This is a genomic window from Neobacillus sp. SuZ13, from assembly GCF_030123365.1.
GTDB lineage: Bacteria > Bacillota > Bacilli > Bacillales > Cytobacillaceae > Neobacillus.
In genome coordinates this window covers 2,559,220-2,576,088 of record NZ_CP126107.1, presented here as the reverse complement: position 1 = coordinate 2,576,088, position 16,869 = coordinate 2,559,220, and the positions used below count along the sequence as shown (strand labels likewise).

Annotated in this window: 16 protein-coding genes and 1 riboswitch; of the genes, 4 read left to right on the top strand and 12 right to left on the bottom strand. The window is 36.2% G+C overall.

Annotation, left to right across the window (positions count from 1 at the left end):
* Positions 1-52: 52 nt before the first annotated feature.
* Both QNH17_RS12380 and QNH17_RS12375 read right to left on the bottom strand, forming a co-directional pair.
* Positions 53-1,252, bottom strand: a complete 1,200-nt coding sequence (locus tag QNH17_RS12380) for a phosphoglycerate dehydrogenase (protein WP_283878961.1) — start codon at positions 1,250-1,252, stop codon at positions 53-55.
* 148 nt (positions 1,253-1,400) lie between these two features.
* A riboswitch (ZMP/ZTP riboswitch) is annotated at positions 1,401-1,480 on the bottom strand.
* Between the two features lie 105 nt (positions 1,481-1,585).
* On the bottom strand, positions 1,586-2,635 hold the full coding sequence (locus tag QNH17_RS12375; protein ID WP_283878960.1) for a threonine aldolase family protein: 1,050 nt from the start codon (positions 2,633-2,635) through the stop codon (positions 1,586-1,588).
* Between the two features lie 179 nt (positions 2,636-2,814).
* Here QNH17_RS12375 and QNH17_RS12370 point away from each other — a divergent pair, with 179 nt between their 5' ends.
* Together QNH17_RS12370 and QNH17_RS12365 are read left to right on the top strand one after the other, a co-directional pair.
* On the top strand, positions 2,815-3,330 hold the full coding sequence (locus QNH17_RS12370; RefSeq protein ID WP_283878959.1) for a PH domain-containing protein: 516 nt from the start codon (positions 2,815-2,817) through the stop codon (positions 3,328-3,330).
* Positions 3,327-4,766: a PH domain-containing protein gene (locus tag QNH17_RS12365; RefSeq protein WP_283878958.1), complete on the top strand. Its 1,440-nt coding sequence runs from the start codon at positions 3,327-3,329 to the stop codon at positions 4,764-4,766. The genes QNH17_RS12370 and QNH17_RS12365 overlap by 4 nt, the downstream gene beginning before the upstream one ends.
* Positions 4,767-5,940: 1,174 nt before the next feature.
* Here QNH17_RS12365 and QNH17_RS29995 read toward each other — a convergent pair.
* From QNH17_RS29995 to QNH17_RS12345, 4 genes are all read right to left on the bottom strand, one after another.
* A complete protein-coding gene (locus tag QNH17_RS29995; protein ID WP_283878957.1) occupies positions 5,941-6,201 on the bottom strand; it encodes an HAD hydrolase family protein in 261 nt (86 codons plus the stop codon).
* A gap of 43 nt (positions 6,202-6,244) precedes the next feature.
* A complete protein-coding gene (locus tag QNH17_RS12355) occupies positions 6,245-7,042 on the bottom strand; it encodes an HAD family hydrolase (RefSeq protein ID WP_283878956.1) in 798 nt (265 codons plus the stop codon).
* 72 nt (positions 7,043-7,114) lie between these two features.
* Positions 7,115-8,347, bottom strand: a complete 1,233-nt coding sequence (locus QNH17_RS12350; protein ID WP_283878955.1) for an MFS transporter — start codon at positions 8,345-8,347, stop codon at positions 7,115-7,117.
* A gap of 22 nt (positions 8,348-8,369) precedes the next feature.
* On the bottom strand, positions 8,370-9,395 hold the full coding sequence (locus tag QNH17_RS12345; RefSeq protein ID WP_481858596.1) for an ROK family transcriptional regulator: 1,026 nt from the start codon (positions 9,393-9,395) through the stop codon (positions 8,370-8,372).
* A 172-nt stretch (positions 9,396-9,567) separates the two neighbouring features.
* Here QNH17_RS12345 and QNH17_RS12340 point away from each other — a divergent pair, with 172 nt between their 5' ends.
* A complete protein-coding gene (locus QNH17_RS12340) occupies positions 9,568-10,164 on the top strand; it encodes a hypothetical protein (RefSeq protein WP_283878953.1) in 597 nt (198 codons plus the stop codon).
* A 107-nt stretch (positions 10,165-10,271) separates the two neighbouring features.
* Here QNH17_RS12340 and QNH17_RS12335 read toward each other — a convergent pair whose 3' ends face one another.
* A complete protein-coding gene (locus QNH17_RS12335) occupies positions 10,272-10,682 on the bottom strand; it encodes a hypothetical protein (RefSeq protein ID WP_283878952.1) in 411 nt (136 codons plus the stop codon).
* Positions 10,683-10,992: 310 nt separating this feature from the next.
* Here QNH17_RS12335 and QNH17_RS12330 point away from each other — a divergent pair, with 310 nt between their 5' ends.
* Positions 10,993-11,370, top strand: coding sequence for a VOC family protein (locus QNH17_RS12330; protein ID WP_283878951.1), 378 nt, complete (start codon positions 10,993-10,995; stop codon positions 11,368-11,370).
* Between the two features lie 82 nt (positions 11,371-11,452).
* Here the strand turns inward: QNH17_RS12330 and QNH17_RS12325 are convergent, their stop codons facing one another.
* The 5 genes from QNH17_RS12325 to htpG all read right to left on the bottom strand — a co-directional run bounded on the left by QNH17_RS12325 (position 11,453) and on the right by htpG (position 16,676).
* On the bottom strand, positions 11,453-12,487 hold the full coding sequence (locus tag QNH17_RS12325; protein WP_283878950.1) for a DUF3231 family protein: 1,035 nt from the start codon (positions 12,485-12,487) through the stop codon (positions 11,453-11,455).
* Between the two features lie 142 nt (positions 12,488-12,629).
* Positions 12,630-13,370 carry a GGDEF domain-containing protein gene (locus QNH17_RS12320; RefSeq protein ID WP_283878949.1) on the bottom strand — a complete coding sequence of 247 codons (741 nt, stop codon included), beginning with the start codon at positions 13,368-13,370 and terminating at the stop codon, positions 12,630-12,632.
* A gap of 163 nt (positions 13,371-13,533) precedes the next feature.
* Positions 13,534-14,301, bottom strand: a complete 768-nt coding sequence (locus QNH17_RS12315; RefSeq protein WP_283878948.1) for a TSUP family transporter — start codon at positions 14,299-14,301, stop codon at positions 13,534-13,536.
* Between the two features lie 192 nt (positions 14,302-14,493).
* Positions 14,494-14,631, bottom strand: coding sequence for a hypothetical protein (locus tag QNH17_RS12310; RefSeq protein ID WP_283878947.1), 138 nt, complete (start codon positions 14,629-14,631; stop codon positions 14,494-14,496).
* A gap of 164 nt (positions 14,632-14,795) precedes the next feature.
* Positions 14,796-16,676 (bottom strand): molecular chaperone HtpG, encoded by a 1,881-nt coding sequence (gene htpG, locus QNH17_RS12305; protein WP_283878946.1) that lies wholly within the window; start codon positions 16,674-16,676, stop codon positions 14,796-14,798.
* Between the last annotated feature and the right edge of the window lie 193 nt (positions 16,677-16,869).

The window sequence follows — 16,869 nt, the reverse complement described above, 5'->3', positions numbered from 1 at the left end:
CATGACTCGAGTTTCCCTCTTATTCCCTTTTGTTTAATAACGCGGAAGATGTTTAGATGATCCGTGCTGTAACAATACCTTCGATTTGATTAATTTTTTCTTGCAAGCCAGGAATGACATCACCATTAACTTTATTGTCAATGTCGATCATTGTATAGGCGTATTCTCCTCGACTTCTATTAATCATGTCAGCGATGTTTAGATTATAGGTTGAGATCGCTAGCGTCAACTGACCTACCATGTTTGGTACGTTTTTGTGGAATACTGCCACACGACGCTTTCCTGTATAATCAAGGGATGCGTTCGGGAAATTCACTGAGTTTTTGATATTTCCTGTTTCTAAAAAGTCCTTAACCTGACGCGCTGCCATAATGGCACAGTTTTCCTCAGATTCTTGAGTAGAAGCACCAAGATGCGGGATCGGAATCGCATTTTTCATCTTCAAGACATTTTCATTCGGGAAATCTGTAATATACTTACCTACCTGACCGCTTTCAAGAGCTGCAGCCATATCCGTTTCATTCACAAGCTCTCCACGTGAGAAGTTTAAGATATGAACGCCAGGCTTCATAATACTAAACGTTGCTTCGTTAAACATTTCTCTTGTGTCATCAGTTAGTGGCACATGAACTGTTATATAATCACAATTTGCAAACAGCTGTTCAATTGTCATTGCACGCTGAACATTACGGGACAAATTCCAAGCCGTATCAACTGAGATGAACGGGTCAAAACCAACGACATCCATGTCTAAATCAAGAGCATCATTGGCTACAAGCGCACCGATTGCACCTAATCCAATGACCCCAAGTGTTTTTCCTTTAATCTCTTTACCAACGAATTGTTTCTTACCTGCTTCGACAAGTTTCGGAACTTGTTCCCCTTCGCCTGCTAAATTCTTAGTCCAAGCGATCCCGTCAAAAAGGTTACGGGATGAAGCCATTAATGTGGTAAGAACCATTTCTTTTACAGCATTGGCATTTGCACCAGGAGTATTAAACACAACAATCCCTTGCTCCGTACATTTAGTGACCGGAATATTATTTACACCTGCTCCAGCACGCGCAATGGCCTTTAAATCTTTGCCTAATTCAAGAGAATGCATATTAAAACTACGAACTACAATGGCATCGGGATTTTCACTTTCATTATCGATCGTGAAATTATCTTGATTAAATACCTTTAGCCCGCTTTCCGCAATATTATTTAACGTTTTGATTGTTTGCTTTTTGTCTAGGATTGTTGTGCTCATTTTGTTTTCTCCTCTACTTTTCTGTTATAGTTTTCAAGCTCTCTTTTTCTATAAGAATTAATTTCTATTAGAACGAAGAAATTTAACAGTCTTTCTAGCCGGTTCTATCCCCCCTTAATATACAGAAAGAGGCAAGGATTTGTTTCCTTACCTCTGCCCAGGCGAACGGCTACGACTTATATGTGCTCCCTCACGGTAATCCGTGTTTCGCCAGTTACACATCGTCTTTTTTATTTCTCTAAAAATAACAAATTTTCTAAGAATATTCAAGCATTTTGCAGTTTTTAAAATTTATTTTTTTTTATAAAAACTAATTGACTTACAGCTAAGTTATTAAGATTCCCTATTAATTCTTTGGATAAATAACGCCGTAAAATCCTCAAGAAAGGCAGCTACCTCTTCTTCTTTTGTTGCCCAGGATGTCACAAGGCGAATAGCCGAGTGATTTCCATCTATCTTTTCCCAAATATGAAACGCATAGTTTTTCTCTAATTCTGCAATCAGCGCATTAGGTAAAATGGGAAAGATTTGATTCGATGGAGAATGGGTTAGAAACGGAATATTCGCTTTGCAGATTCCTTCTCTAAGCGTTGCTGCCATCTGATTCGCATGCGTGGCTAATTCAAAGAACAAATCGTCCCGGAACAGTTCAAGAAATTGAATGCCCAATAGTCTCCCTTTAGCTAGCAGCGCTCCTTTTTGCTTCATATGGTAACGAAAATCTTCCTTCAATGCATCACGGCAGATAACTAACGCCTCACCAAGAAGTGCCCCATTCTTTGTTCCTCCGATATAGAAAGCATCGACAAGCCTAGGAAGGTCGCTTAACTGCAGGTCATTTTCCTCTGAACAGAGAGCCGAGCCTAGTCGAGCTCCATCCATATACAAAATGAGATGGTTATTTTTACAAAAATCACTTAACTGCTCCAATTCACTTCGGCTATAAATAGAGCCTATTTCAGTAGAATTAGATATGTATACTAATTTCGGCTTGACCATATGCTCATCAGAATGACCGTCGAGAACTGCTTGTACGTGTTCAGGAGTTAATTTCCCATTTTTCGCTTCAATCGAGAGGATTTTATGGCCAGTTGCTTCAATGGCCCCTGTTTCATGTCCCAGGATGTGACCAGTACTAGCTGCCATGGCCGCTTCGTGTGGTCGTAAGAACGCAGAAATCGCGATTAAATTTGTTTGTGTGCCGCCAGATAAGAGATGAACATCTACTTCTGACCCTCCCATCCGTTCCTTAAGGAGTTCAACAGCTTTTCTAGAAAATTGATCCTCCCCATATCCATAGTCCTGAACCAGGTTGGATTCTATTAAAGCATTCAAAATTCTAGGATGTGCGCCTTCGCTATAATCATTCTTAAAGCTATACATGATCGTGCCCCCGTTTTAATGATTCAATATTTCTTTTCCTTTCCATCGTATCATAATATGAAGTAAGCTAAAACAATAGGAAAATTGGCGTCAATTTTTAAAAATCTAGATAAATCTATCATGTATTTGATGAAACTCTTTGATAGAAAGAAACGTATACGATAATTGAGGTGAAATATATGTACATACAAATAGAGGAACCGACAGAAACCATTTCGGCTGATGCGGTGAAAATGTGGAGGATATCAAATTCAGTTGGTCACGGGATTACCTTTCTTATTATTGCTGTTTTGATTGTTTGCACAGAGACATTGGACTGGTATAGGTGGATTGGGATTGTTCTTTATTTAATTGGTGTATTAACCGTGATATCCTCGGTCTATTCCATACTGATCGAACCAGTCTTTCTGCAAAAGACGTGGCGTTATAAAATTGATCCCCAATTTGTTCAATTGAAACAAGGGAAATGGCAAATTCAACACATGTTAATCCCGATGGAAAAGGTAGAATACGTTCGTACTGAACAAGGACCAATCATGCGGCGCTATAATCTGTACAAAATAGAAATTGGCACCACTACTTCCAGTCATGTCATTCCTGCCATTGCATCAAATGAAGCAAAAAAACTTAAAGCAGAAATTGCAGTTTATGCAAAAATCCAGGATTCAGATGTTATCGAAGGAGAAAGAGCATGATCCAAGCAACTAAAAGGTATCACCCTGCCATCATCGTTGTAGAAATGGTCAAATTAATAAAAAATTCGATTTGGTTCTTTCTCTTTTTATTTGTACTTAAAGGCTCTTCCACAGCCAACTGGGTGATCTGGGGCCGTTATCTCTTTTTACTAGCTACATTATGGGGATTGATTTCGATTTTCTTAAGATGGTACTCTCATCGCTATGAGATTGGTAGAGATTCCATTGTTCTCTATGAAGGTGTTTTTGTTAAAAAACAACGAACTTTTGCTTTAGATCGAGTACATAACCAAACTTCGAGCACCACTTTTGTACATCAATGGTTTGGTCTTACTTCACTCACTCTTGATACCGGGACAAGTGGAGAAAATGCCTCGGCTGAGTTTCCCGTGATTACAAACGAAGAAAAAGAACGAATTATTACCCTTTTGCAGCAAAAACAGGATTCTATTGAGGCTAGAGAAGGAGGATTAGTCATTCAAATCGGGGAACGAAAGATACACTTCCGTTCAACCAAGAAAGATATTATCAAAGCGTCTTTCACTTCGCTTAGTTTCCTGGCTATTTTTCCTTTATTAGGAGCGATATATACCAATCTCGCAGATTACTTTCAAATTGAAGAGACCGCGGAAAGTGCCCTTGATTACTTGCTGATTCATTGGTGGATGATAATTGTCCTCTTCGTCTTAGCACTTGGATTATCAGTAGGAATTGGTTTTATCAAAACCACATGGAAATATGGAAACTATGTTATTAGTGATGATTCTGAACGAATTTATATTGAAAAAGGTGTTGGCAATACTATCAGCTTTTCCATCCCGAAACATAAGGTACAAGCTATAATCGTTGAGCAAACCATCCTTAAGAGGATGCTCGGAATAGCTTCCATAAAACTTATCAGTGCAGGTGGCTTCGAAGAAGAAAATCAGGAAACCAGTTCTTTATATCCCTTTATGCCTAAGCAGGAAGCTTATCAGGTATTACACTCGATCCTGCCTGATTACCGGATTGAAGAACAGATGGAGCTTTTCCCGCTGAAAGTCCTTTGGCTTAAACTCCTCCATCCCTATTATTTAACCATTCTAGCGGTCATAGGACTGTGGATCTTTAAACCGGGATGGCTATGGATCGCTGCGATTGTCTTTGTTCTTTCCGTTTTACTTCGGATCCTAGACTACTGGTTTACCAGTTATCTGCGTGAAGGAAATACCGTCCAAATCAGGAAAGGTGGCTTAACAAATGAAACCTTTGTCACCCATCGTGAACGGATTCAACAGATCACGGTGAAACATACATGGCTGCAGCGGCGCTTTAGTGTAGCAACCCTCCTTTTCACAAATAAGGCTAAACCAACACATGAAACTAAAATATATGGAATTTCGAAGGAAGAAGCCGAAACTTTTTATACTTGGTACCATAAAAAATCCATCTTATAGAGTTGGGTTGGAAAAGATGAAATGACAGGTAAATTAGCATTGCTTATGGCTAAAAAAGCGAAACTCGCCGTTTTATAATTGGCGTGTTTCGCTTTTTTGGTAAGTCCAATCCCTTAATGATGACTTTTCCTTGTTGCTCTCGGTCAAGTTCTGGTCTTCATTACCTTGATGATGACTTTTTCTTGTTGCTCTCGGTCAAGTTTTGGTCTTCATTAGCTTGATGATAACCTTTTCTTGTTGCTCTCGGTCACGTTTTGGTCTTCATTAGCTTGATGATGACTTTTTCTTGTTGCACTCGGTCAAGTTCTGGTCTTCATTACCTTGATGATGACTTTTTCTTGTTGCTCTCGGTCAAGTTTTGGTCTTCATTAGCTTGATGATAACCTTTTCTTGTTGCTCTCGGTCAAGTTTTGGTCTTCATTAGCTTGATGATGACTTTTTCTTGTTGCTCTCGGTCAAGTTTTGGTCTTCATTAGCTTGATGATAACCTTTTCTTGTTGCTCTCGGTCAAGTTTTGGTCTTCATTAGCTTGATGATGACTTTTTCTTGTTGCTCTCGGTCAAGTTTTGGTCTTCATTAGCTTGATGATAACCTTTTCTTGTTGCTCTCGGTCAAGTTCTGGTCTTCATTAGCTTGATGATGACCTTTTCTTGTTGCTCTCGGTCACGTTTTGGTCTTCATTAGCTTGATGATGACTTTTTCTTGTTTCTCTCGGTCACGTTTTGGTCTTCATTAGCTTGATGATGACCTTTTCTTCTTCTTTCTTCAATAGTTTTGGTTTTCATTCACTGAATGATAGCTCTTAACCCCGTTATTTTTTTAATCTTTGAATGGACCTTTGTTTTCAAAATATTGATCAATTATTTCCAACACACCGCTTTAAATCTATACTCCCATGTCCAATAGAGACAGGCCTTATTAAATCTCCTATTCTATTATGAAGTAAATCTCTTAATTGAAGAGTTTCTTCCTCTGGACAGGATAATGCGAATTTTAAAATTTGGTCATCAACAACATCGAAACTGGGTACCCTCTTTAATCGATGATAATACTTATTCATCGTGTCAAAAAATTGATTAGATACACTCTCAAGTGCATAGGCACTTTCTTTTCCACATAACACAATAGAAAATTTATTATGTGTTACCAACTCTTCTAGAATAAGTTTTACATCCTACTTAGGAATATCAACAGAGAATACTTCCTGTCCTTGATCCACAATAAAAGCACCATTTTCAGAAACATAACTGATTTCTTCTTGCATCACACCAAAGAATGATTTCAATTGGTAATATTGATTTTCACTAGCAACAACAAAACGAATTCCTAACTCTTTCATTTTTACATATTGTTTAGAAAATCTCTCAACATCATATTTCATTTGTCCATTAAGAAAAGTTCCATCCATATCTACAGCTATAAGTTTTATTGCCATACCAGTTTTCTCCTAACCCGTTATCAATCCCTAGTTTCCCATTTTATTGTAAAGACAACATTTGAATAATTGTTTTCATAACCGCATCTTCTTCATTTGAACGGGTTATAAAATTCGCTGCATCTTTTAATTCTTGGACTGCATTTCGAACAGCAAAGCTATAACTAGCACGAGTCATGAGTTCTAAATCATTGTAACCGTCTCCGAATGCCATTGTTTCTTCAGGAGTAACATTCAATAAGCGCTGCAAGTGTTCAACGGTAGTTCCCTTATGAACATTAGCATTTGCAATGTCAATCCAAGCTGCTTCAGAAGCAACAATATATGCTGACTCAAAAAAAGGATTTAGTTTTTCTCTGGTTTCCATACACCTTAACAAAGGGTCGTGAATTGTGATTTTAACAAAGTCATCTGTTATTTCATTAAAATCAGTGACTTGTCTTACTTGCGCATAGGACCCTCTGACAATCGCTGCTTCCTTTTGCGGGATGTTTCCTTTTATGACCGCACCGTTTCTTGTACACGCAATGATGGTATGTTCTGAGCTAATTTCCTCAAGCAAGCGAATAATTTCCAGTCCTAATTTATTACTTAACAGTGATTCATACACAAATTCTCCGTTATGCTTGATTCGAGTTGCGCTATCCCCTAAAATCCATAAATCTTCTGAATCATCACCAAATAACTCTTCTACACGTTCACATTGCTTGCCTGTAACAGGCGCAAAAACAACGCCTTTTTCTTTCATAATCTTTTTTACATCCTGGTACAGTTCCCTATTAAAATCACCTCTATTATTCAAAAACGTTCCGTCCATATCAGTTAACACTAACTTAATCATATTGTTTCCTCCTAAACTTGTATTCTATTCTTCTATTTATTTAATATTTTCAGTTATTCCTCTACCATCCTTTTAGATGACTGTGGAGTTGTTATTTTCTATCCTAATTAATTTGTTCCTATTCAATATGGTATTTAATTTTTCAGAACCTAGGAGCATGATTGCAATGAAACCTGCAATGACAAATGGAAAGATTCCTATGGTTGAATGTGCCGCAACGAAACCAAGAAGAGGCGGCAGGAACGTACTCCCTATATAAGCTACAGCCATTTGATACCCCATGATTGTCTGGGATTGTGCCTGCCCAAATCGTGTGGGCGTTTCATGCAACATACACGGAAAGATCGGCGCCAATCCTAATCCAACCATAATAAAACCGATAAGCGAGAAAGTGGTCGGCAATGGCAGGAATAATAGTGCAGCACCAACTAATGCAATTACTTGCCCCATCCGAATCAGAGTCCGGTTACCAATCTTTAAGGTAATAAAGCCTGTTATAAATCTTCCGATTGTTATACCTGCGTAATACAAGGAGACCCATTTTGCTGCTGCCTCTACTGATAAACCTTTCACATTTACTAGGAAACTACTTCCCCAAAGCCCCATCGTTGCTTCTGCGCCGCAATAAAACAAGAAAGAGATTAAAGAAAGTTTAACACCTCTAATTTGCAAGGGTTTTTGATTTTCAACATTTTCTCCAGACAATACAACATCTATGTTTTCTAACTCATTAGTTGCGTTTACATTACTGCTTCCTCCAACTTTCTTCCATAAAGGCAAAGTGAAGAAAAGAATGATAACTAAAGCAAACTGCAGACCAGCGATGGTAAGATACCCGTTTCTCCAAGAATGTTGCCCTGAAATAAACTGCGACATAATGACAGGACCGAGTGTAGCCCCCACTCCCCAAAAACAATGAAGCCAACTCATGTGATGTGCTTTGTAATGTGAAGCTACATAATTGTTTAATCCCGAATCAACTGCGCCTGCACCTAATCCGAGTGGAATGGCACAAATAAATAACCAAACAAGCGAAGGAGAAAAATAAAACCCAAGCAGTCCGCTAGCAGTCATTAAACAACTGAAAACTGTGACCATGCCAGTTCCGAAACGTTTTAGCACAACTCCGCTAGCAAAACTGGAAATGATCGTTCCACCAGCGATTGTCATAAAAAGCAATCCGGCCATCTCAAGCGGTGCCCCAAATTCCGTTTGCATCAAAGACCATGACACGCCCAACAATGAATCTGGTAGACCTAAGCTAATAAAAGCCAAGTAGATAATTACTAAAAAGAATGTTGCCATTCTACCCCTCCTTAAATATCTCCTAGTTGTTAATTCCATTGATCATGATTTCCCGACCAAGACTTTGTAATCCCAATAGATAATCTTGTTTCCAATCACTGATTTTAAGTTCTGGCAAATGTTCTGCTGGAATATACTTTGAGCTTCGTTTTACAATCTGTTCTATGAACAATTGATTGACTTCATCATCGCAAAAAATAAATGCATGTGGGTTAATGATTGCTACAATTGAAGCGATTAACCTACTAATGGCATCGATCTCATTTTCCTCACACATAAATGCTTTTTTAGTCCCGTTCCCATTTTCTAGAGCCTGCTGAAAATTTCGGTTATCATACTGCGGAACGAATGAAATCTCACCTGAAAAATTAGTGCTGCCCCGCACCACAACTCCATTCACCATAATTCCAGCTCCTGGACCATTATGACCTGAATATAAATAGATAAGCGATTTATTTTCCATGGTACTCCTACTATCATGATAGCCAAGCACTGCAGCGTTCATGTCGTTCTCTATGACAACGGGGATAGAGAAATGATTCTCCATGTATCCCTTTAAATCAAAGTTTTGAAGATGTTCATAACCTGGTATATAAAAAATCCGTCCATTATCTACGGAACCTGGTACACCAATGGCTATCGAACTGATTTTCGGATATTTTTCTATTATTTCTTCAACACACTCGGTTAATAATGGTAAATCATCTTCAGCTAATACACTTGAGGTTTTCCCTGCATCCTTGACTTCTCCTAAACAGTTAAAAACAATATAATTTGTCTCTGTTCTCTCCAAAAAGATTGCTAGCCCTAACATATACTCTGGATTGTATGTATATCTTTTTGCCCTTCTTCCACCACTCGAATCATCAAGACCGACTGAGATAAGTTCCCCTTCCTTTTCCATCTGGGTTAAGAACTTACTTATTGTAGGAAAACTAATTCCTAATTTATCGCTCAGTTCAACTTTTGTTGCACTTCCATGTTCTAAAAGAGATTTACGAATACCTCGAAGGATTTCCGTTTTCAACGATTTAGGAGTCATCTTCATAAGGTTCACCGCCTTTTAATATAAACTTATTAAAGAACTTTAATAAGTATCAAACAAAAAACTTATTAAATATCTTTAATAAGTGATGTTGATACTATATCATATAAACTGACCCAAAACAATGGAGTCATATGGTGTAATAAGGTAATAAAACCTATTAATGGAGGATTTTATGATTTGGTTTTTACTGCTTGTCGTTCTGTTTGCTTTTTTGATGGGATTTTTTCAAGTTCCTATCTGGATTATGTATGGTGTATTGGTAGTTGTTCTTATTCTTATCCTATATAGAAACCCGCTAATATTTGGGAAAGATGCCGAAAAGATCATGGCATATCTAAAAAAATCCAAAGCGCCGTATATACAATTCCTTTACCATTTTCTTAATGGAAACCTGTCGGCGGCTGAACAAGTAAGGGGGAAAATCCGTTCCAAAAAATCAAAACGAAGCTCTGAATTGATGCTTTTAATGGAGCGAAAACAATACGGAAAAGCAAAAGAACTTCTTAGAGAAATGGCTGGACATAAGACAAAGTGGTACGCTTTGTCGGATATCGCCATTAATGAAGGTGATGTGGATGCATTCAAACAATATAAAGCGAAAATAACAGACACATTTTTTTTAAACATGCTGGAAGTCGATCAAGCCGTGTATGTTGGGAAAAAGGAAGAGGCGGTTAGGCTGCTCGATAGTTTGATTCCAAAGCTTAGAGGTTATAAATTACTGACAGCCGTTCAGTATCGAAAGCATATTCTTGAAGGTAGAGTCTGACCGAATTTTAAGATAACGTAAAGTCTGAGAAGAATAATTTTCTACACAACTCGAAACACAAATAAGCCCAACTTAATCGAGTTGGGCTTTTTTTACATTCACTAAACTTATTCTACTATGTTTTTTAATTTATTTAATTTCTTGAAATTTTTGTCATAACTTTGTCGTTCTAAGAGATTATTTAGCCAGAATTTTGCTCTTTCAGTATCGTTATTTTTTAAAAAGGTTTCAATTGCATTCTTAAAATTACTACTGTAATAAAAATTCTCATTTATCACCATTTCAAGCCCATTATGATAAGAGTCAGATGCTAAGTTGTATTCCTTTGACTTGGAATATAAAATACCTAAATAAAATAAACCACTTGATATTTCTCGTTTGTTAAAGTGTTTTTGTTGAATGGCTGTCTTCATTATATCAATTGCTTTTTTTCTTAAATATAAATTTTCATAGGTATTCGCCTTATAAAAATAATCTTGATACTTCTTTAAAGGTTTAATTAACGAAATAATTCCCATAAACACCTCACCTCAAATGATTCTCTCTATTTAAAAATCCCTTTTTACGTCCTTTCTAAAATTCGCCCATTGGAGCCTAAAATCCGCTCAAAAACTCAAAAATTCTCCATTTTAGGGACAAGACGTTTAATAAATCTTCAATACCAATAAATCATAGTGTAATTTTACACAAAATAAGTGTTTACGAAAACTAGCTATTCTTTTTTTAAAATTTCTCCCAAATATCGTTTTCCCTATTAATAATTGCTTTTGTTGATTGTCGTTGCTAAACTATTTTTTGAATACATAATGACAAAAGGAGATTTACGCTTTGATTAACAAAATTGGAAAAATAACTGTATATGTACAAGACCAAGAAGAGGCAAAAGATTTTTGGATTAATAAAGTCGGTTTTGTATTAAAAGTGGAACAACCGATGGGACCAGACGCATTTTGGATCGAAGTCGGCCCAAGTGAAAACGAATTTACTACTTTAGTACTTTATTCAAAGTCCGCAATGGAGCAGCATCAATCTTCAAAAGTTGCACATCCATCCATTTTATTCAGCACCTCGGATATAGAAGCTACATATGAAAAAATGAAGCAAAATGGTGTAGTAGTAGAGGAAATGTTACGACTGCCGTTCGGTAACATGTTCAACTTTAAAGACCAGGATGGAAATGATTATTTAATTAGAGAAGATAAATAGTATTTATAAAGAAGAGTTATTTTGAACTAGATCAAAATAACTCTTTTCAGATTAACCTTATAATAAAAGAATAAAACAACGACTAATTGGAAGCTAATTTTTCTCTTTCTGGTGCATGTGGTGGTTGTTCCATCCAGCCCTTCTCAATAAAGATTTTTGCTGCACTTTCAACAAAAGCAGCAATTTTCGTAAACGATTTAGTATAAGCTAGCCCCACATCATGTCTACCATTTACTGCTAGTGAATTTCCAAATGCCCGTATTTTCATTGAAAACATATCCATTTTATGAAATAGCATTAACTTATCCGAAAAAGGAGAAAAAGTAGATGTTGTCACTAAATCATCAAGAAATGGGGGTGCAGGCAAATTTTCATCATGTAGTTTTTGCATATAGTTTTGAATATTTGTTGTTGTAAGATCTCTGCCTTTTTCAAACAATTTCCGAATCTTTTCATCCTTTGCTACTTGGGCAAAAGCCATAATTAAAGCCTTACTGGTTACATTATTTTCAATATTATCGTAAAAGTGGGCGATTTCTAATGCGTGTAAAGGTCGTACATGTCCAAAGAAACCATTTAAAAAATCCTGATGAACAAATTCCACCTTGTCTGGAATTGGAATTAATGGTGGCTTAATAATTAGACCTTTATTCATTAATATTTCTTTGATTTGGTCCATTAAATCCATAGTGCAATCCATACAATACCTGAAAAATTCATTTACATCTTTTCGATAAACAAGAGGGATACCGACGTTATAAATACTCATCCCTGCTTTCGAAGCATATTTTAGATAATGGACATAGAATTCATCTTGAAATAATCGCGGAGCACCTAGGTTTACGTCTTCCTCGGAAAATCCTTTTGGAATAGGGAAATTCTCCTTTTGGAAAATTCCTTCAGTGATTTTCATAAATTCTTCGCTTAACTTTAAAGCATTTTCTAACAAGGTTTTAATATCATTATCCTCAACGTGTTGGAGATAATAACTTAAAATGCTCTTTCCCATGCTATTTCCCATATATGTAGCCCACAGTTTACCCATTTCTGCTGAAGTTAAATTTTCATTTGTGTCGATTTTATATGAGTTTAATTTAATCGGCTTTATTGTTTTCATAAATACTCCCTTAACCTACATTTCCCTCTAGTATTTTCCTTTATTAAAAGTCATATTCTAGGATTTTATTTTATATCCGTATGACAGCACATAAAAAAAGCCGCCAAGATGGCGACAGGTACTTTAACACTTACATTCAATATTAGGAAAAAATTTCATATGTGTTTTTTCCTTGTAATTTTGCTTTATACATTGCGATATCAGCATTTTTTATTAAATTGGCTGCATGATCTCCGTGGTCTGGGAAAAAAGCAATACCAACACTTGTTGAAGTGAAAATTTGATTTTCGATAATCGTAAAAGGCATATTTATCTCTTTGATGATTCTTCTCACATATTCTAAAACTAGTGGCTTGGCAGTGTTCGGAAATAAGATGATAAATTCATCACCTGCAAAACGTGAAACAGTACCCTCTTTACCAACACAATTCAGAAGTCGCCTTCCAATTTCCTTTAATAAAAGGTCACCAACATCATGCCCAAACGTATCATTTACCTGTTTAAATCCGTCAATGTCTAAAAACAGGACCGCTCCAGTATTTCTATCTACACGTTGCTTCACTAATGAATGCTTCAATTCCCTATCAAAAAATCTACGATTCGATAGTCCTGTTATTGAGTCATAATATGCTAACTCTTTGTACTTTTCTTCCGCTCTCTCTAAAGTAATCCTCTGATGCATCACAATAAATAGGAATGGTACGAAGATCAATATAGTAATAAGTATGTCAATGAACTCTTCCAATCCATTAAGAGGTATATTCCAAATCCAATGAATTAATCGTTGTAATACGAATACTTCAAAAACTTTTAAAAAAAGTAACCCCATTAAAATCAAAATAATTTTAAAAGACCATTTCGTATATCTTCTCTGAGTTTTCAAAGCCAGTTCTCTCCAAGTTTAGTAATCTTTTAACAGATTACTAAAACTATAGCTTATTATCAAATGTAGATTATGGGTATTAAAAGAAAAAATTAAGAAATTTTGTTTACCAACTAATAAAGAATTTTTATACTACCACGATTCTAACTTTTTTTATTCTCTACTATTGAAAATAATCATAGGTATTTTTCGCTAACAATAAAAAGGTAACGACGATAAACAGGGCACGAACATAGCCGCTGCCGCGTTTAATCGCAAATTTCGAACCTACAATTGCCCCAGCCACTTGTGCCAGACCCATCGGAATCCCGTAAGCGTAATTTACTTGTCCTAAATAAATGAACATCAACAACGCAGAAACATTACTTCCAAAGTTTAAAAACTTGGCATTCCCTGCAGCCTTTAAAAAATTAAAGCCCATCATTAAAAAGGCAAAGATTAAAAATGAACCTGTACCAGGACCTATAAAGCCATCATAGAATCCGATTGCAAAGATGACCAACATAAAAATAATCTGATGGTGGATGGCGAATTTTTTATCCGTTGAAATACTGCCCCAATCTTTTTTAAAAATCGTATAAATCGCAACCACTGCGAGCATGATTAGCATCAATGGCTTTAACAATTCGGGATTCATTAAATGAACCGTCCACGCACCAATCATCGAACCAATAAACGTAAGTGGAAACAATTTATAGACCGATCTTAAATTAAGCTCCCCTGAACGATAAAACATAACTGTGCTTGTTAACGAACCAATTGTTCCAGCAAGTTTATTCGTTGCTACGGCAGCCGCTGGGGTCAGACCTGTAAACAATAATGCCGGCAAAGCAATCAGCCCCCCGCCGCCAACCACGGAATCGATAAATGCGGCTAAAAAGCCAAAAACAACTAAAATAAGTAATAACGATGGATCTAAATCAAATAACATCTAATCAGCCTTTCTTGTTGTCACAACTACCAGAAAAATATTGATAACCTATTTTTTGTCCTTCATTATTTTAAGCAGATATTTCACTTTATGTAAAGCCTATTGAGTTAGATCGGATAAATCATTCTAAATCAAAACTCCCTTCTTAATTAAGAAGGGGGTTTTGATTGTGTTCATTTTATATTTTAGATGTCAGCGTCTAATAGCCTCACCGTGCTCTTTGACGGGTAAAGTTGACTTAATAATCTCAAGTTTTTTCGGATCAAGTGCTTTTACTACCTTAAGCACTTCTTGCCAAGAATTCTTTTGTTCAATTTTTGTTATAGGCATATTTACGGACCCCTTTCCTTTTCAATAATAAGGTTGGCCAAGTACCTAATCCCTATGAAGGTAATTTCTGTAACGGGTTAATTAAATTTGGAATGCCACCAGTTTGATACAAAATACCGCCCTCACTTTATCGTGAAGACGGCTTTAAAGAGTATCAAAATTAGTTACACCATTATTTTACAAATATCATTTGTAAATTCTACTGGATCACTGATTGGTAATCCTTCAATTAAAAGTGCCTGGTTGTATAATAACTTGGTATACAAGTCTAATCTACCTTTATCATTTTCAAAGGCTTCTTTTAATGATTGGAATACTTCATGGTTTTTATTAATTTCTAACACTTTGTCTGCTTTGATATTTTGATTATCAGGCATGGCTGCGAGAATTTTTTCCATTTCAATCGAAATATCCCCTTCTGTCGCCAAGCAGACTGGGTGCGACTTCAGTCTTTTGGAGATCCTTACATCTTTCACTTTATCCGCTAAAATGTTTTTCATATAATCGAAGAGTTCTTTGCTTTCCTCCTCTTTTGATTCGGAATCGTCTTTGGTATCTTCCCCTTCGATTCCTAGGTCACCACTTGAGATCGATTTGAATTCTTTCTCTTTGTAGTTCATTAACATTTTGATCGCAAATTCATCGATATCTTCAGTGAAGTAAAGAATTTCATAGCCTTTTTCTGACACAAATTCTGCTTGTGGTAATTTTTCAATACGATCAATCGATTCACCGGACGCGTAGTAAATATACTTTTGATCTTCAAGCATTCTTGAAACATATTCATCCAATGTAACGAGTTTCTTCTCTTTGGATGAGTAGAACATAATCAGGTCTTGTAATAGTTCTTTATTGGCACCAAAGTCACTGTACACTCCGTACTTTAATTGACGACCGAACGATTGATAAAATTCTTCGTATTTTTCTCTTTCTTTTCTTTGCAAGCTTAGTAATTCGTTCTTGATATTCTTATTAATATTTTTCGCAATCAGTTTCAACTGGCGGTCATGCTGTAGCATTTCCCTTGAAATGTTAAGCGATAAATCCTCGGAATCAACCATCCCTTTAACAAAACTAAAATGGTCTGGAAGCAGGTCTGCACATTTATCCATGATGAGAACGCCATTAGAATAAAGTTCTAAGCCCTTTTCATATTCTTTGGAATAGAAATCGAACGGCGTTTTTTCAGGGATATAAAGAATCGCATTGTACCTGATGGACCCTTCTACGCTGATATGAATATGTTTAATCGGTTTATCAAAACCGTAGCGTTTTTCTGCATAGAAGTTTTCGTAATCCTCATCGGTAAGCTCGCTTTTATTCTTTTTCCAAATCGGAACCATACTATTGATGATTTGTTCTTCTTGGTAATCTTCGTATTCAGACTCGCTGCCATCCTTAAGTTTTCTGCTGGTAACATCCATTTTAATAGGATAACGGATGAAATCAGAGTATTTCTTAATAATTGATTTTAAGCGATATTCCTGAAGATACTCATCATAATTTTCATCTTCTGTATTTTCTTTAATCTTTAAAATAATCTCTGTACCGACTGAATCTTTTTCAACCTGCTCTATTGTATACCCATCCGCACCTGTGGATTCCCACTTATAGGCCTCATCACTGCCTAATGCTTTACTAATAACAGTTACAACGTCAGCTACCATGAATGCAGCATAAAAACCTACCCCGAATTGACCAATAATGTCGTAGCCGTCTTTAATTTCGTTTTCTTTTTTAAAGGCTAGGGAACCACTTTTTGCAATCGTCCCAAGGTTAGTTTCCAAGTCTTCCTTTGACATTCCAATCCCAGTGTCTAGGATCTTCAATGTTCGGTTCTCTTGGTCCGGAATCAATTTAATGAAATAGTTATCTTTGTCGAAACGTAAAGTATCGTCAGTCAATGCTTTGTAATAGATTTTATCAATCGCATCACTTGCATTGGATAGTAACTCTCTTAAAAATACCTCTTTGTGGGTATAGATGGAGTTAATCATCATTTCTAGTAATCGTTTCGATTCTGCTTTAAACTGTTTCTTCGACATAGAAAAATCCCCTTTCCACTTAAAAAATGCGATTATGTAGTCCCTGATTTAGTTTATCAAAACGGAAATCAGATCAATTAGCACTCTACCTTACCGAGTGCTAATTCCATATATTTAAATATCATATTTTTTGTTAATCTGTCAATATAATGGTGTTTTTTTACCCAAAGCTTATAATAAAAGCTACATAAAA

Bases quoted from the DNA above. Each gene is read 5' to 3' on its own strand.
- QNH17_RS12380 (WP_283878961.1), bottom strand. From the start codon at position 1,252: ATGAGCACAACAATCCTAGACAAAAAGCAAACAATCAAAACGTTAAAT.
- QNH17_RS12375 (WP_283878960.1), bottom strand. From the start codon at position 2,635: ATGTATAGCTTTAAGAATGATTATAGCGAAGGCGCACATCCTAGAATT.
- QNH17_RS12370 (WP_283878959.1), top strand. From the start codon at position 2,815: ATGTACATACAAATAGAGGAACCGACAGAAACCATTTCGGCTGATGCG.
- QNH17_RS12365 (WP_283878958.1), top strand. From the start codon at position 3,327: ATGATCCAAGCAACTAAAAGGTATCACCCTGCCATCATCGTTGTAGAA.
- QNH17_RS29995 (WP_283878957.1), bottom strand. From the start codon at position 6,201: ATGGCAATAAAACTTATAGCTGTAGATATGGATGGAACTTTTCTTAAT.
- QNH17_RS12355 (WP_283878956.1), bottom strand. From the start codon at position 7,042: ATGATTAAGTTAGTGTTAACTGATATGGACGGAACGTTTTTGAATAAT.
- QNH17_RS12350 (WP_283878955.1), bottom strand. From the start codon at position 8,347: ATGGCAACATTCTTTTTAGTAATTATCTACTTGGCTTTTATTAGCTTA.
- QNH17_RS12345 (WP_481858596.1), bottom strand. From the start codon at position 9,395: ATGAAGATGACTCCTAAATCGTTGAAAACGGAAATCCTTCGAGGTATT.
- QNH17_RS12340 (WP_283878953.1), top strand. From the start codon at position 9,568: ATGATTTGGTTTTTACTGCTTGTCGTTCTGTTTGCTTTTTTGATGGGA.
- QNH17_RS12335 (WP_283878952.1), bottom strand. From the start codon at position 10,682: ATGGGAATTATTTCGTTAATTAAACCTTTAAAGAAGTATCAAGATTAT.
- QNH17_RS12325 (WP_283878950.1), bottom strand. From the start codon at position 12,487: ATGAAAACAATAAAGCCGATTAAATTAAACTCATATAAAATCGACACA.
- QNH17_RS12315 (WP_283878948.1), bottom strand. From the start codon at position 14,301: ATGTTATTTGATTTAGATCCATCGTTATTACTTATTTTAGTTGTTTTT.
- QNH17_RS12310 (WP_283878947.1), bottom strand. From the start codon at position 14,631: ATGCCTATAACAAAAATTGAACAAAAGAATTCTTGGCAAGAAGTGCTT.
- htpG (WP_283878946.1), bottom strand. From the start codon at position 16,676: ATGTCGAAGAAACAGTTTAAAGCAGAATCGAAACGATTACTAGAAATG.